The sequence below is a fragment of the Congregibacter variabilis genome (genome assembly GCF_045689235.1).
Classification (GTDB): domain Bacteria; phylum Pseudomonadota; class Gammaproteobacteria; order Pseudomonadales; family Halieaceae; genus Congregibacter; species Congregibacter variabilis.
The window spans coordinates 3,381,934-3,396,608 of sequence record NZ_CP136864.1; the positions used below are offsets into that span (position 1 = coordinate 3,381,934).

General features: G+C 54.5%; 11 protein-coding genes. 6 read left to right on the top strand and 5 right to left on the bottom strand.

What is annotated here, in order from left to right; all coding sequences use genetic code 11:
* Nucleotides 1-25 precede the first annotated feature (25 nt).
* Nucleotides 26-976, top strand: coding sequence for a transporter (locus R0135_RS15095; protein WP_407347743.1), 951 nt, complete (start codon nucleotides 26-28; stop codon nucleotides 974-976).
* Nucleotides 977-1,017: 41 nt separating this feature from the next.
* On the opposite strand, the gene R0135_RS15100 is transcribed toward R0135_RS15095, so the two are convergent.
* Both R0135_RS15100 and R0135_RS15105 read right to left on the bottom strand, forming a co-directional pair.
* The gene (locus tag R0135_RS15100; RefSeq protein ID WP_407347744.1) at nucleotides 1,018-2,043 is read right to left on the bottom strand and encodes a YdiY family protein; all 1,026 of its coding nucleotides are present in this window, start codon (nucleotides 2,041-2,043) and stop codon (nucleotides 1,018-1,020) included.
* Nucleotides 2,044-2,158: 115 nt separating this feature from the next.
* Entirely contained in the window at nucleotides 2,159-3,832 is a 1,674-nt protein-coding gene (locus R0135_RS15105; RefSeq protein ID WP_407347745.1) for a hypothetical protein, read from the bottom strand.
* 204 nt (nucleotides 3,833-4,036) lie between these two features.
* Here R0135_RS15105 and R0135_RS15110 point away from each other — a divergent pair, with 204 nt between their 5' ends.
* Genes R0135_RS15110 through ggt form a run of 3 tightly spaced genes read left to right on the top strand, consistent with a single transcriptional unit; the run spans nucleotide 4,037 to nucleotide 9,068 of the window.
* A complete protein-coding gene (locus tag R0135_RS15110) occupies nucleotides 4,037-5,443 on the top strand; it encodes an MATE family efflux transporter (protein WP_407347746.1) in 1,407 nt (468 codons plus the stop codon).
* Nucleotides 5,440-7,356 carry an NAD(P)-binding protein gene (locus tag R0135_RS15115; protein WP_407347747.1) on the top strand — a complete coding sequence of 639 codons (1,917 nt, stop codon included), beginning with the start codon at nucleotides 5,440-5,442 and terminating at the stop codon, nucleotides 7,354-7,356. The genes R0135_RS15110 and R0135_RS15115 overlap by 4 nt, the downstream gene beginning before the upstream one ends.
* Complete coding sequence (gene ggt / locus R0135_RS15120; protein ID WP_407347748.1) at nucleotides 7,353-9,068, top strand: gamma-glutamyltransferase; 1,716 nt, start codon at nucleotides 7,353-7,355, stop codon at nucleotides 9,066-9,068. The genes R0135_RS15115 and ggt overlap by 4 nt, the downstream gene beginning before the upstream one ends.
* On the opposite strand, the gene R0135_RS15125 is transcribed toward ggt, so the two are convergent.
* On the bottom strand, nucleotides 9,043-10,437 hold the full coding sequence (locus tag R0135_RS15125; RefSeq protein ID WP_407347749.1) for a pyridoxal phosphate-dependent decarboxylase family protein: 1,395 nt from the start codon (nucleotides 10,435-10,437) through the stop codon (nucleotides 9,043-9,045). The genes ggt and R0135_RS15125 overlap by 26 nt on opposite strands.
* A gap of 205 nt (nucleotides 10,438-10,642) precedes the next feature.
* On the opposite strand from R0135_RS15125, the gene R0135_RS15130 reads away from it, so the two are divergent.
* Nucleotides 10,643-11,149, top strand: coding sequence for a RidA family protein (locus R0135_RS15130; protein ID WP_407347750.1), 507 nt, complete (start codon nucleotides 10,643-10,645; stop codon nucleotides 11,147-11,149).
* Here R0135_RS15130 and R0135_RS15135 read toward each other — a convergent pair.
* Nucleotides 11,146-11,793, bottom strand: coding sequence for a c-type cytochrome (locus R0135_RS15135; RefSeq protein ID WP_407347751.1), 648 nt, complete (start codon nucleotides 11,791-11,793; stop codon nucleotides 11,146-11,148). The two genes, R0135_RS15130 and R0135_RS15135, sit on opposite strands and share 4 nt — an antisense overlap.
* Nucleotides 11,790-13,418, bottom strand: a complete 1,629-nt coding sequence (locus R0135_RS15140; RefSeq protein ID WP_407347752.1) for a flavin monoamine oxidase family protein — start codon at nucleotides 13,416-13,418, stop codon at nucleotides 11,790-11,792. Before R0135_RS15140 ends, R0135_RS15135 begins: the two co-directional genes overlap by 4 nt.
* Nucleotides 13,419-13,565: 147 nt before the next feature.
* Here R0135_RS15140 and R0135_RS15145 point away from each other — a divergent pair, with 147 nt between their 5' ends.
* Nucleotides 13,566-14,612, top strand: coding sequence for an MBL fold metallo-hydrolase (locus R0135_RS15145; RefSeq protein ID WP_407347753.1), 1,047 nt, complete (start codon nucleotides 13,566-13,568; stop codon nucleotides 14,610-14,612).
* Nucleotides 14,613-14,675 lie beyond the last annotated feature (63 nt).

Consider the following 14,675-nt stretch of genomic DNA (forward strand, 5'->3'; position numbering starts at 1 on the left):
CTCACTTTGCACAGGATTTGATGCATTGAGTTGGTTGATTTTTTTGCGCATTGCCCTTTCCGTCATGCAAATTCCACAGATTTTGAGGCAGTGTTCTTGTCTGTCGGTACTACTTTTGGCGACAACGGTCTCCGCGCAGGAGCTTGTCCCCCGGGCTTTTTGGCCCAGTCCCGTGGGTACCAATGTGCTGTCCGTGAGCTACCAACACAGTCAGGGGGACATTATTGTAGATCAGTCGCTCCCCGTCACTGGAGTGGACTCAAGCATTGATTACCTTCAGCTGAGCTATCAACGCACTTTTGATTTTGCCGGCAGGACAGCGAATTTTTCGGCGATACAAATCGCGTCCGACGGAACAACTCGCGGCAATATCGATGGAGTGCCGGTGACTCGAAGAACTGTGGGTATGGGAGATACGACTCTGCGCTGGGCCGTGAATCTTAGCGGAGCTCCCGCCATGGATCGCCAGGGCTTTGCGGCTTTGCGCGCTGATCCCAAGCCAATCATCGGCGCCAGCCTGAGTGTTACTGCACCTACCGGTGAATACGACAAGGACCGCATCATCAATTTGGGCGGTAATCGCTGGTCGGTGAAGCCCGGCATAGGGCTGATCTATCCCCTGAACTCATCGTGGCTGCTCGAGTCTGAGCTGTCCGTTGCTTTTTTTCAGGACAACGACGAATTTGTAGGAAACACCCGGGAGCAAGAACCGATTTTTAACGGACAGCTGCACCTGATTAAGCGCTTCTCCCAGGGTTTTTGGGCGGCCTTGGATGCCAACTACTATATCGGCGGCAGAACTCGGGTCGACGGGGCGCAAAACAAAGATCTGCAGCGTAACTCCCGCTTCGGTGCAACCCTGGTGTATCCCCTGGCGCCGGGGCACGCTTTGCGACTGAGCGGCTCAACGGGAACAGTTACCGAGAGCGGCGGTGATTACGACTTGTTCTCAGTGTCGTGGATTCACGCCTTTTAGTGAGACCACAAAGTTCTCCTCAGTGTGCCTGTTTCTGATGGTTACCAGGTGTAGCCCAGACGGAAGCGATAGGTTTGATCGAGTTCTTCGGTCCCCTCTACAGCGCCGGAGTTATAGTCCAGAACCACTTCGGTAGCGCCCTGAATCTGGCCGAGTAAGGGGAAGGCCAGACCTACTGTTGTATTCAGTATGAGGTTGTTTCGATCTGCGAGATTTTTGACGCCTTGGTGATCGACGTAGAGCCGTGAGGCTGTTCCAAAGTACTGGCTTTCAGAACGCACGCTCCAGGTAAGACCCAGATAGTCCCGGTCCACGTCACTGCCGAAGTCTTCGTTTACCTGAGATAGGCCAGTTTCGACTTCCAGCTCAAAGGGGGTGCCTTCGAGAAAACTGCGCCCCAGGTAGGGACCAAATGCGGTTCTCAAGTCCAGGTCGGCAAAACGGTTTTCTTCTGCAGAAGCCGATACCCCCCAGTAATAAGCGCCGGTTTGAAAACGGTCGTACTTGCCGGTGATCATCCAATTCTCGGCGTTTCGCTCTCGATTGGCTTCGCGGACCTCGCCTTCAAGGTTTACGGTGAAGCGGTCCTTCAGGCTCCTCCAGCGGGAATTCACACGATAGTCCAGCTCATCGAGCACAGTGTTGCCACGTTGCAATGAAAACGCTGAACTGGCCTGGCCCGTGTGGCGATAGGCTTTACCCAGCTCCCAGGGTTCGGGGTTAATTCTCAGAAGTTGGTCAATTTCATAATTAGCATCATCGTCATGAAGGGCGAGAGTCTGGTTATCCACTACCAAATTTGAAGTTTCGTATACCGAGCCATCGTTCATTTGCAGGGTTACAGGAGAACTAACGTCCATAGATAGAATCAACGTTTTTTCGATCGTGAGTCGCCCGGCAAAATCGGTATCGATAACGATCTTTCCGTTATCTGCATCATGAAATGTTCCGATGATGACGGAACCATTGATGAGCTCGATGCGGTCTGCGCTGGCTTGTACGTTTAAGCCAGTCAGCAGTATGCCAAGGGTGACTAGATAGCGGACATTCTTGAGGAGGTGAAGCATGGCAGTGTGGAAGCGAAGCCCTGGTTGCGCTGGAAGGCGCGAATTCTAAGGGTCCGCAGACCCATAGACCAGAGGCTTCGAGAGTTATTAGCGGCGGTGGGTCTCCGCCGCAGGCTTACTGTCTGCTCAATATCTTGCGGATATCGCTGTCATCGCCCGTCAATTGCCAGTGCACCAGAGAGATAGGCACGCTGCCGGCGTCGCGAAGCTCAGTGAAGAACATGGATAAGCTGTAGTCCTTACCCTGAGCTTCCATCTGCTGGGTTCGTTTTGCGAGCAGTCGCTCCAGAAGATATTTACCGGTGACGTAGCTGGTGCCGTACCCGGGCTGGCGCAGGTAAAGATGCTGTTCAAACTTAAGAAGCTCTGGTTCGTTGCTCATCCACCCCCGAGGTGTCCACTCCACATGTACCGTGCCGGCCTCAGCCATAGTCATCTCGTTGGCATGAGCCTTTAGTGAGCCTAGCCCGCGAGCCGCTCGTTGGGCGAGCATAATCCACACCAGCTCCCGCGAGCGTGGGCTGTCCTCGTACAAGCCGGCGTGCATGAACATTTCTTCTACGCCGGTAGCCGTGCCTTCGTTGCGGCTATCAAAAATATTGTAGAGCACGGGGCCGCGGCGGATGGGGCTGGGGTGCGGAAACTCCTGTATCTCAGCAAGGTCAAACCAGTGATAGAAATGAGACAGCAAAGGCCGCGGATCATAGTGCGTGGCTATGGTAAAAAAGTTGCGAACGTCTTTTGGCTCATAGCCACCGAGGTGTGCGACCAGCTCCTCGGGCATGTACTCACGCATGGGTAGGACTTCTTCTTCGGCGAACCAGCGAAGCATTTGTTCTGATGTGCTCTTCACAAGAGCGTCATAAGCTTCCGGGCTGTCAACGGCTTGCTGTGCTGGTAGATGTCGATTGCGATGTTCCTCGAGTTTGAGTGAGGACCAGGCGCGGTCGAGTTCACGCTCCAGCAGCATGGTTTCTTCTTTAAAGTCTATGGGCAGGTAGTGAACCTGCGATTGGTACCAACTGTAATCCTCCATGCCAATGCCTGAGGAACCGGTTTTTTCAGGTGCTTTTGCAATAAGCCAGCTCACAAGATCTGCGGTGGCACTGCTAGCGGCATCCAGCGCTTTTTGAAGATCTGCGCTGACATCTTCGCCAGCATTCTCTTTGATCTGCGTTAGCATCTCGGCCTGAGTCTGGATATTACGGGTGCCGGCGACCCAAAGATCGCGGGCATTACCAGTCAAATTGTCCTTTGCTTGCATCATCAGCGGTGGAATGACTTTTAACTCGCGTATCAGGCGTTGCTCCTCTTTCTGGCTTAGAGGGAACTCGTAGGTCCATAGTTCAAGAATCGCATGATGTGTGGGGCCTTCGTGAGCCGGTACGTCGCTGCGGTACGCCCATATAGTTTGATAGTAAGCAGGATCTCTTACCCAAGGCTTGAGTACCCGGTGATTAAAGTCGAAGCCATTCATTTCGGCTCTCAGTACATGCCAATCAACCTGTTGTTCGATGGGCCAGTCACTGGTGTCCAGATCATTGAGTCGATTCTGTAGCGCTGGTAGTTCAGCATGCGCTTTGGCGAAACGCTCGGCTGTGTAATCCGGGGCGCCGTCGAGCAATGGCGGCTTCTCAAACGCGCGCCAATCGTCAAACAAGTCTACTAACTCGTCATAGCTACTGGCGTTGACCAAGCCGCTGCAAAGCAAGACGGCGGCTGCGGTACCTAGGCCCAGAGCGCGGATATAAGCAGTTCCTGAGCGGCTTTCCTGTATCGAACTGTGCATAGCATCGTCCTCAAACATGATTAATCTTTCGCCGTAGCTCTCAAGATTAAAGCCCCGGGTCTACGGGAGTTCAAGCAGGGTCAGCGATGGCAGTGGGTTGGGATGGTAATCGACTAACGATGCGAGTGCACATTCTGTTGTGCTGTCCTTGGCTGCATGGCCAGAAAGTCAGCGCCGACCCCCGATTTTTGCGAGAATCACCCAATGAGCAATGGAGACCCAGACACCCAGATAGATCCTCGCTTCGACCCCGTCGATGGCCCGGTGGTGGCTACCTTTGTTCGCTATGCTGTGCCCTCGGTGCTCGGTATGTTGGCGGTGACTTCCGCAGGTATTATCGATGGCATCTTTATCGGTAACTTTGTCGGCGCCAGTGCACTCGCCGCAGTGAACCTTGCGCAGCCTGCCTGGGCCGCGTTTGCAGCGATTGTATTCATGTTGGCTGTCGGCGGGTCGGTAATGTGCGGGCGGTTTCTCGGACAAAAAGATACCGAGTCAGCTTCCTCTATTTTTACCCGAACGCTGATTTGTGCAGTAGGAACAGGCGTTCTGATTGCGGGTGCCGGCCTGCTGTTTCTTGACGACCTGGTGCGGTTACTGGGGGCCACGGATGCCGTGCAGCCGCTGGTGGAGGCGTATATGCGCATTGTTCTTATATTCGCGCCGGTATTCGTTGCTGCACTGACTATGGACTACTTCGTGCGCGCCGATGGTCGCCCGGTGCTCGCTGCGACTGCGCTTGGCGCGTTTGCCGGCAGTAATATTGCGCTAAATACGCTATTTATTGTGTATCTGGATTGGGGGATTGTGGGTGCTGCCTGGGCCTCGGCCTTGGCAGAGTTCGCGATCTTTGTGATCCTGCTGTCTCACTGGTTTCATCCTCGATGCTCCCTGAGGCTGACACTGGTCCGCGGCCGCTGGGCTGACGTGATGCAGGCCGCATGGAACGGATTGTCTGAGTTTATCAATGAGCTTTCTGTAGGTCTGGTGGTGTTGTTTTTTAACTGGGTCATGATCTCGCGTCAGGGAGTGGAGGGCGTGGCGGCGTATACCATCATCACCTACCTGATGATGATCGGGCTCGAGGTGAGCTACGGGATTTCCGAGTCCCTGCAGCCAACCGTGAGTCGCAACCTTGGGGCCGGTAAGCCTGATCGGATTCGTAAATTTTTGCTCACCGCCGTGTGTGCAGCATTCTCTGTGGGCCTGCTGGTTTCTGTCTTGCTGCTGGCTTTGCCGGAGCAGATGATTGGCTTGTTTTTGCGGCCGGATGAGCAGGACACCGCGCTCATAGCCCTGGTGTTTATCGGTTATTTTTGGCCGACATTTTTGCTTAATGGCACCAACATCACTTTAGCCAGCTACTTTACGGCGCTCCACCGCCCGATTCCCTCAGCGTGCATTGCCATTAGTCGCAGCCTTTTATTGCCTGGTATCGGTTTGCTACTACTGCCCCTCTGGCTTGGGGACCGGGGTGTGTATCTTGCTATTCCCATTGCGGAATTGCTCACCTTGTTCCTGGCGGTATTTCTCGTGCTGCGGATTAACCCCTTAACGGCTGTGGGACTCCATGACGATGAAGACAGGAGTTTTAAAAGTGAGGTTTTATGATCAGGTCTGACAAAGCCCCAAAGGAAGAGAGTAACGATGCTAAAACAATTACCCGCAGGGACTTTCTTCATGACTTGAGTTTGGCGTCTCTGGCGCTGTCTGTGCCGAGCCTGACCATGGCGCGCAGTGCTAGGGCGGCATCGGCGCAGGCTAGCTACTATCCACCGACACTCACCGGAATGCGCGGAGCTCATGCCGGTGCTTTTGAGGTGGCCCACCAGTTAGCGCGCGAAGCTAAAGCCTTTGATGATCCGCAGATACTCGATGAACACTACGACCTGGTGATCGTCGGTGCAGGTATCAGTGGTCTAGCGGCAGCTCACTTTTACCGCAAGCAACACGGGCCGCAGAGTAAGATTTTGTTACTGGACAACCACGATGACTTTGGTGGTCATGCCAAACGCAATGAGTTTCACCAAGGCGGAGCAATGCGCCTTGCCTGGGGGGGCACCGTCAATATTGAATATCCCAAATATAGCGATGTAGGTTTGGGACTACTCAAAGAGCTCGGTGTCGACATAGCACGCTTGCTTCAGAATTTTGATTACAACTGGGGAGACAGCGGCACGGGTTTGGCAGAGGCTACGTGGTTTGATAAAGAAACCTATGGTGAGGATGTACTGATCCCGGGTCTATCATTTAGCTCTATTGGACGGGAGCCGTTGCTGCAATTCATATCACGTTTTCCTGTTTCCGATGATGCGAAAGCCGCCTTAACGCGTTTCCTGAACTCGCAAGAGGATGCGCTATCGGGTCTTTCGACTGTCGAAAGAACGGCCTATACACGACAGACGAGGTATGCCGACTTCCTGCGAACCAAGGGTGGACTCCCGGACGATGCCATACAGATATTTAGTGGCGCCACTATGGGAAGCTGGGGTATCCGTGCGGATGATTTATCGGTGGCGGAGTGTTTGGAGAATGGTTTGCCAGGGGAGCACATACTGGGGCTGCCCGATCCCGAAGAGGTTCAGGAAGACTACGCTTCGGCAATGTTTCCTGACGGAAATGCATCGATTGCCCGTCTTTTGGTTAGATCACTGATGCCCGGCTGCTATCCGACCATGAGCGACACCAGTGATCCTTTCGATATTGTGACCGCTGAACTGGATTATCAGCGCCTGGACGAAGCGGCGGCGCCTACGCGCCTGCGCTTGAACTCCACCGTAATTGAGGTTCGCAATCGCGCCTCCGCTGATGCTGTGGATGTGAGCTATGTCCGCGACGGTAAGCTTGTACGCGTGAGCGGCGATCAATGTGTGATGGCCTGTTACAACCGTATTATCCCTCACCTGTGTCCACAGATTCCCGAAGTTCAAAAGGCCGCACTGGCGCAGTGCATTAAACGTCCCATGGTGTGTGTCAACGTAGCGCTCAAAGACGGGCGAGCCATTGAGCGCTCAGGAGTTTCGCAAGCTTATCTGCCGGGTCGCATGTTGCAGTTGGTTAACCTCGTCACGGGTATTAACACCGGTCCTTACAGTGTTCAGTGGAAGCCGGAAGAGCCTTGTGTAGTGCATTTTTTTGCCGCGATGGGCGCCGAAAACCCTGAAGGCCTGAGTATTAGTCAACAGAATCAGGCAGGGCGTTTACGTTTGCTCGATATGGACTTCGCGGATTTTGAGAAAGAGGTGAACACTGTACTCAACGGCATCTGGGGAAGTGCGGGGCTTGATATCACTCGCGATATTCAGGCAATCACCGTCAACCGCTGGCCTCACGGCTACGCCCGGGATCTTGCAGACCTCGAAGATCCCCAGTGGCTGGCGAGCCCGGGGCCCTATGAAATTGGGCGTCAAACCTTCGGTAATGTCGCTATTGCCAATTCTGATGCCGGTGCTGATGCCTACACTCACACGGCTATCGATCAAGCCTGGAGAGCGATTCAAGAGCTGCCGAGTCGCAGCTCATGATGTCCCGGCTCTTGATACCTGATTACCGCAGCTGTGTTGGCAGCGTTCTGTTAGCCGTGCTGATGCTTTTAACCTTGGCTGCTATCAGCCCGGTATCGCGTGCTCAGGAGGGCGCAATAGCATCGCCAGAGCGCCACGCTACACAAGTGGGTCTCGCGGTTTTGCGACGGGGCGGTAACGCAGTGGATGCTGCCACGGCTGTTGCCTTTGCGCTTGCCGTAACGCTTCCAGATGCTGGGAACATCGGCGGCGGTGGTTTTATGACGCTCTATGTGCATGAAAGCCCCGTCTTTCTGGATTACCGGGAGATGGCCCCCGCGGCGGCGTTTCGAGATATGTACATCGATGAGACCGGTGAGGTGGATCCCGATGCAAGTTTGACCGGGCATCGCGCCGTTGGCGTCCCCGGTACAGTCGCAGGACTATGGGCGGCGCACAGCCGATATGGAGTTCTTCCCTGGGAATCACTTGTGCTACCCGCGATTGGCCTGGCAGAAAATGGCTTTGTCGTTGGGGAGGATCTCATCGCAGTCATTGACTATGAGCGTGAACGTTTGAGCGACAACACCAACTTTCTTGACTATTACGGGAGTGCTGTTGCGGGACAGCGTTTTACCCAGCCTGAACTTGCGCAAACTCTTCGGCGAATCGCCGATCGGGGCGTTGATGGTTTCTATGCGGGAGAAACCGCGCGTTTGATTGTTCAAGAGATGCGCGCAGGGGGTGGCTTGATTACCAAAGAGGACCTCGGTGCCTACAAGGTTCGATGGCGGGAGCCCCTCATACTTGACTGGCATGGCTATCAGCTCATCACCGCACCTTTGCCGAGTTCCGGGGGCATTGGGATCCTTCAATATCTACAGATGAAGGATCGACTGAAGAGCGACTTCGAGGGACTCGCGCACAATTCCCCCCAGTCCATTCATCTGAAGTCAGAAATCGAAAAACGTATTTTTGCTGACCGCGCCAGCTTTTTGGGCGACAGCGATTTTGTTCCCGTTCCAATCGATAAACTGCTAAATAAAGATCGTTTGAATCAACGTGCCGCTGAGGTGAACGCCCTGGCAATTTCACCCACGAGACCTATGACATTGCTTCGAGAGCCCACGCATACCACGCATTTCTCTATATTGGATTCCCTGGGTAATGCGGTGTCGAACACGTATACGCTCAACACGGACTTTGGTTCGGGCGTTGTGGTGTCCGGAGCAGGGTTTCTGCTGAATAACCAAATGGACGACTTTTCTGCGGCGCCGAATCAGCCAAACTACTACGGTGTGGTAGGTGACGAAGCAAATGCCATAGCACCTGGCAAGCGAATGCTGTCTTCTATGGCGCCGACGATTCTGCTGCGCGACGATGAGGTTGCGATGGCTTTGGGAGCTATGGGTGGTTCAACCATATTTACCACGGTGTATCAGATGATCAGTAATATCGTGGAGTTTGGTATGTCTGCTGTGGAGGCGCAGGCGGTAACCCGCGTGCATCATCAGCTGCTTCCGAAAGATCTCATCACTTACTCACCTACACCGCCTTTAGCGCCACAGACCATCGAAGCGCTGAAGGAACGGGGCTACAGGGTAGAGCCGCATTCCTATGAGTATGGCAACGTACAGTTGATCTGGCGCGACGAACAAGGCGTCTTAAGCGCGGTCTCAGATCCGCGCTTTAGTGGACAGAGCGCTGTCATTCACATCCCAGTCGATCGATAGTCTCGGTAATATCGGCCTGTGTTGTCAGGGGGTTAATGATGCACAGGCGAAGGGCGGTTCGACCCTTAAGTTTGGTGGTGGTCACGCAGGCAAAGCCCGATTCGGATAGCGCCTGAGCACGGCGTTCGTGTTCTTCGGGAGACGCCCCGCGCAGTGCAAAGCAAATGATTCCGATCTGCGCGGGACTAATAATCTCCCAGCGCTGAGGGCTTTCGCGCAGATAAGCTTCGGCGAATTCTGTAAGTTCAATGCTGTAATCAATGGCTTTGCGAAACTTTGCTACGCCGTAGCTTCGCAAACTGAACCAGAGTTTCAGAGCACGGGATCGGCGCGTCAGTTCAAAGCCTCGGTTGCGAAAATCAGTGGCGGATTCGTTTCCTTGAACATCCTTAAGATATTCAGGATTCATATTGAAGCAGTTTTCCAGTACGCCCGGCCTGATCAACAGGCAGCCGACGTCATAGGGCTGGAACAGCCATTTGTGTGGGTCCAGCACCAGAGAGTCCGCCCGCTGAATTCCGTCCAGACATCTCTTTCCCGAATCAGTGAGGGCGGCGGGTGCGCCATAGGCACCGTCGATATGTAGCCAGATCTTGTGTTCAAGGCAGATGTCAGCCAATTCATTGATTGGGTCAATTGCGCCGGTGTTGGTACTTCCCGCTGTGGCGATCACCATCATGGGCTTGAGTCCACGCCCTTGGTCCACAGTGATAGCTTCCTGGACAGATTGTGCCGACATCCGGTGCTGCGGGTCACTTTCCAATATACGAATCTGCTGCTGTGTGAATCCCAGCGTGCTCAGGGCTCGCACAAGTGAGGCATGGGTTTGATCACTCAGATACACACAGCCCTGGCCCTTTAGTGCCCGCACGGCGGCGATGGCCGTCAAACTTGCCTGGGAGCCACCACTGACTAAAACCCCTTCGGTGTCCTCGGGCAGGTCCATGAGTTGGCGGAGCCAGTCGATGACCACCAGCTCAACGGCCGAAGGGCCGGCGCCACCGGGCCAGGAGGCAGCTATGGAGTTAAATCCGACGCCCAGCCATTCACCGATGATGGCCGCGAAGGAACTTGGTCCCGGTACACGAGCAAAATATCGGGGATGATCACCGTGTTGCTGATAGAAGAGAGCCGAATCGATGAGCAACTCAAGAGAAGCTTCTGCCGGCTGTGCGTCTTCCGGGAGCGCGCCTCCCAGCAATTCCAGCAGGGGCCCCGGATCTTTAGCAGCGATTGCTGGTTCGCAATGCTTGTTTTCGAGCCGCTGAACAACTGCGTCTACCACGGCATAACCAAGGCGACGCATTTCACTGCTGTCCATGCCCAGTGTGTCGGCGGGGTAGGGTCTGTCTTTCGGATTTACATCCATATTGAGCTCGTAGTAATACCAGACAGTGCAAACTGTACGACACTATATTTTGTTTGACGACAGTTGAGCTATTGTCTGTGCGCTGCGCAGCGTAATTTAGTATGTTCAGTAACGGTTTTTGTTTGCCGCTGGCTCAGGGGTGATTCTGTAAGCCCCCGGCGACGCGCCACATCGCTTTTTCGATCCTCTATGGAGTATTTGTCTCATGATTCGTTTGCCAATTTTTTTAAGCTTGCTAGGTGCCATGTTCGCATTGGGTAGTTTGTCGGTGGTTGCCCAGGAGATCACTCGGAATAAGACACCGGGATCGGATTTCCCCATTGCGCAGTCCGTACAGGTTCCGGGTGCCTCTGAGCTGATTTTTGTGAGCGGCGCTGTTCCCAAGCCGATTGTCGAGGGCGGAGATCCTAACGATCCAGCTACCTATGGCGATACCGAGGTGCAGACGGTGAGTGTACTTCAGGAGGTTCAGAGTCGACTGCAGCGCCTTGGCCTGGACATGGGTGATGTGGTGATGATGCGAGCCTACCTTGTGGGTACGCCGCAGACAGACAATCGTATGGACTTTGCCGGGTTTATGCGCGGGTATACGCAGTTCTTTGGTACCGAAGAGCAGCCGCATCTGCCCTCGCGGTCAGCATTTCAGATCGCTGGACTGGCTAGAGCGGGTTGGTTTGTGGAAATCGAGGTTGTAGCCGCAAAAGCGCCCTAGGGCGCTTGGGATTTTATATAGCTAATGATTCGGGCGATCGCTGCATCGTCAAGGCCACTCGCCGCGGCTGCCATTCGGGCGCCGCGTTTATCCTTGGGGTGGCTGCCTCGCACGCCGTCTCGAAAGTGTTGTAGCTGTCGTAGGAGATAAGCGCCGTCCTGATATGCCAGTGCGGGCGCTTGATACTCCTGGTCACCATCGGCCGCAGCGCCATGACAGGCGATGCAGGGCTCGTAGAGGGTTTTTCCCAGGTCGATCTCAGCTTCGCTGGCTGCATCCGTTGCATGCGCAGTCTGGGGAGGCAGTGCGGTGATGTACTCAATCACTGTCGGCAGCTCTGATGGCTGCAGCGCCCTTGCCGAGGGTGCCATTTCCATGCCAACAAGATCCAGAGAATGGCTGCCTCGCCAGCCTTCACGAAAAGCCTGAAGTTGGTTGCGGATGGACCAGGCTTCCATACCAGCAAGCACCGGCGCCTTCACAGCGATGTTGCCCTGCCCGAAGCTCCCATGACATACGAGGCAGTATTCATAATCTCTGGCATTGAATTCCATTGCCGACGGATCATTGATTTGTGCACTGAGTTGCGTTGGCAAAAGCATAAGGGCCGTTAGCACTGCCCAGCAGGATAATGAGTGCCTCATGATGCGCTGCCTCGACGCGATGACTCGCGGCTGTGCAGTATCTGCAGCACGCGTTCCGTCACGGCCAGCGCTCCTTCTTGCCAGCCCGGATGTTTGCTTATTTGGTCTCCGATCATAAAGTGCCGCCCATCACCTTGCACCAGTTCGGCGCGTATCTTGTCAGGCCCTGACTCAAAGGGCGCCCAGGGTTCACCCACACCACCCCCACAACCCAGCATGTGATTCATCCGATGCCAAACTACTGAGACTCCCGCCTCTACGTGCCTTCGGTAGTTGTCGGGGTGCAGTGCCTCCCCGGCCAATGTCGCCTCCTCCAAACGTTCCTTGTGAGACAAGCGACCAAATGCGGCGTTATCCTCAGGTGAGAAGATATAGGCGCCCAGCATCACGCCTTTGCTTTGCTGGATGCCGTGACTGGGGTACCACACCTGCAGCGTTGGGCTATCCGTCCAGCTTATGCCGCCATAGATACCCTCGTCCTCCCAGAAGCGCCGGGACATCTGAAAGCCTACCTTAGAGAGCATTCCTCTTTTAACTTCGTTGAGTAGTTTGGTGTAGCCTGCAGAGAGGTTGTGCTTGATACCGGCCATTAAATGTCCGGGGATGGAGTTGAGACAATAGTCTGCCTCCAGGGTGTGTATTTTGTCGTTTTGTTCGTAGTAAATTGAGACCCGGTCGCTGTGGTTTTGTATTTCCACAACCCTCGCTCGCACGATGGGCCTGGTCTGTATTTGCCCCACAAAAGCATCGACAATACGATCCATGCCTCCCCGGGCCTGCAGCATTGCAGGTGCCTGGTGTTCTTCCTGTGTGAACAGCATGCCCATCTTGGCAAACTGGCTATCTACAATGCCTTTCGAGGAACCTGGCGATTTGAGTGTGACCGGATCCAGCATGCCATCGTTGTGGAAACCAGCGCGTGCAGAACCAAGATAACGCTGCAGCTCGGGATCTAAATCACCATAGACGCTAAGGTATTCGCTGAGTTTCTCAAGATCCAGGTCACAGACGGGGCTGTCCAGTGAGGCCGCACTCACGCCTTTGGCTGCCAGTTCGGCAATGAACCCCCTGGCATCGGCGATCACATCGCGCTGGCGAACTCGCGCACCTTGATTGATGGCTTCATCGACTACCCAGGCGTTGTAGTTAAGATTGATGAAAGGTTCGAGCTCAACTTTGAACTCTCGGCAATAGTTCATAATGCGATGGTGTACTGCGGGTATTCGCGCGGGTCCCGCATTGAAATACAGGCTGGGGTCGTCATCGAATTCGCAGACCTGACGATTGCCTATTTCGTCGATCACTGTTCCAGATCGGACCGTAAAATTGCGGCCGCCGATCCTGTGAGAAGCCTCAAGAATTGTGACGTCGTAGCCGGCTTTTTCAAGTTCGAAGGCGGCGCTCAAACCGCCGATGCCAGCACCCAGAATCGCTACGGTCGGTCGTGTCGCAGCGCCCCCGACGAGAGGCGAGAGCATACGGCGAGCATGGCTATTGGGATCCGGGTCGGCCAATAATCCCATTGCTTGTGCTGAGTGCCAGACCGCTACAGATCCGCCGGCTTTGCCCATGAGCGATAGCAGCCTGCGGCGCGTTAGAAAGGGTTGCGACGCCCTGTGGCTCATTGTGGCGTCACCGTGCTGAGGCTTGGTTTCACGTTATTGCATCTCATAAGCGCTTCTTCTCGTAAGCAATGGTTATTACGGCTAGGACGCCGGTGACCTGAGGCCGGTTAATACGGTCCAGTCATTGTCCGTTGACGTATTACCCAGATGAATTTCTTCCTACGATTACCTTTCTTGCTCTTACTGCCCTTGCTGGTCAGTTGCATCGCCGCTCCCGGCTTTAACGGAGATAGCTCTTCTAACTTTGACGGTAAACAGTTCAGCAATACGCTTCCCATGGACAAGTCTGCGGGTGATCTCCTGCGCTTGGGCTGGGGTACCGTGACCCAAGCCGCAGATTGGCCCAGCTGGATCGACATCGAGCAGCAGTCAATCCCTAATGATCGAGTATGGACAGGAATATCCGTTACGTACATCAATCATTCCACATTCCTGATTCAGGTCGATGGGATCAATATTCTTACAGACCCTGTGTATTCAGAGCGCGTAAGTCCTTTTACCTGGGCAGGCCCCAGGCGTGTTCATGCCCCAGGCGTTGCGCTGGAGGATTTACCGCCCATTGACGTTATTCTGATTAGCCACAACCACTACGATCATCTTGACGAAGAGACTCTACGGTCGCTGCTGAGTCGGCAGAAAGAACCACCTTTGCTGCTGGCGGGACTGGGCAACCGCGAGTTGCTGCGCTCCCTGGGGGTAAGTCGTCAGCGCGATCTGGACTGGGGGCAAAGCGCACAGTTGGATGATGTTGCCTTTACCTTCACAGAGTGCCGACATCGCTCCGGCCGGGGCTTTGCAGATCAGATGAAAACACTTTGGGGCTCGTTTGTTATCAAAACCTCTCAAGGGAACCTGTATTTTGCCGGTGACACGGGATACGGCCCTCATCTTTCCTCTACTGGCGAGCAGTACGGGCCCTTTGCATTAGCGCTGCTGCCCATTGGCGCCTACGAGCCGAGGTGGTTCATGAAAGATGTTCATCTGAATCCTCAGGAGGCTGTGATGGCGCATCAAGAATTACGCAGTGAACTCAGCATTGGTATTCACTTTGGCACCTTTCAGTTGACCTATGAGGCTATCGACCAACCGCTCATTGATCTGGCTTCGGCACTTGAGGCGCATAAATTGAGCGCAAAGGAGTTTACGGTTCTCAAGCCAGGTGAAACCCGACGGATTGTGAGGCCTAGCCCGTAAAAACATAACTTGGCGTCCACTTGCTTCAGTTGATGAGTCTGAATGCTGTTTGGAACAGCCGGC

What these genes read in the sequence shown, in the direction of transcription:
- R0135_RS15100 (WP_407347744.1), bottom strand. Translation starts at nt 2,043, where the DNA reads ATGCTTCACCTCCTCAAGAATGTCCGCTATCTAGTCACCCTTGGCATA.
- R0135_RS15105 (WP_407347745.1), bottom strand. Translation starts at nt 3,832, where the DNA reads ATGCACAGTTCGATACAGGAAAGCCGCTCAGGAACTGCTTATATCCGC.
- R0135_RS15110 (WP_407347746.1), top strand. Translation starts at nt 4,037, where the DNA reads ATGAGCAATGGAGACCCAGACACCCAGATAGATCCTCGCTTCGACCCC.
- R0135_RS15115 (WP_407347747.1), top strand. Translation starts at nt 5,440, where the DNA reads ATGATCAGGTCTGACAAAGCCCCAAAGGAAGAGAGTAACGATGCTAAA.
- ggt (WP_407347748.1), top strand. Translation starts at nt 7,353, where the DNA reads ATGATGTCCCGGCTCTTGATACCTGATTACCGCAGCTGTGTTGGCAGC.
- R0135_RS15125 (WP_407347749.1), bottom strand. Translation starts at nt 10,437, where the DNA reads ATGGATGTAAATCCGAAAGACAGACCCTACCCCGCCGACACACTGGGC.
- R0135_RS15130 (WP_407347750.1), top strand. Translation starts at nt 10,643, where the DNA reads ATGATTCGTTTGCCAATTTTTTTAAGCTTGCTAGGTGCCATGTTCGCA.
- R0135_RS15135 (WP_407347751.1), bottom strand. Translation starts at nt 11,793, where the DNA reads ATGAGGCACTCATTATCCTGCTGGGCAGTGCTAACGGCCCTTATGCTT.
- R0135_RS15140 (WP_407347752.1), bottom strand. Translation starts at nt 13,418, where the DNA reads ATGAGCCACAGGGCGTCGCAACCCTTTCTAACGCGCCGCAGGCTGCTA.
- R0135_RS15145 (WP_407347753.1), top strand. Translation starts at nt 13,566, where the DNA reads ATGAATTTCTTCCTACGATTACCTTTCTTGCTCTTACTGCCCTTGCTG.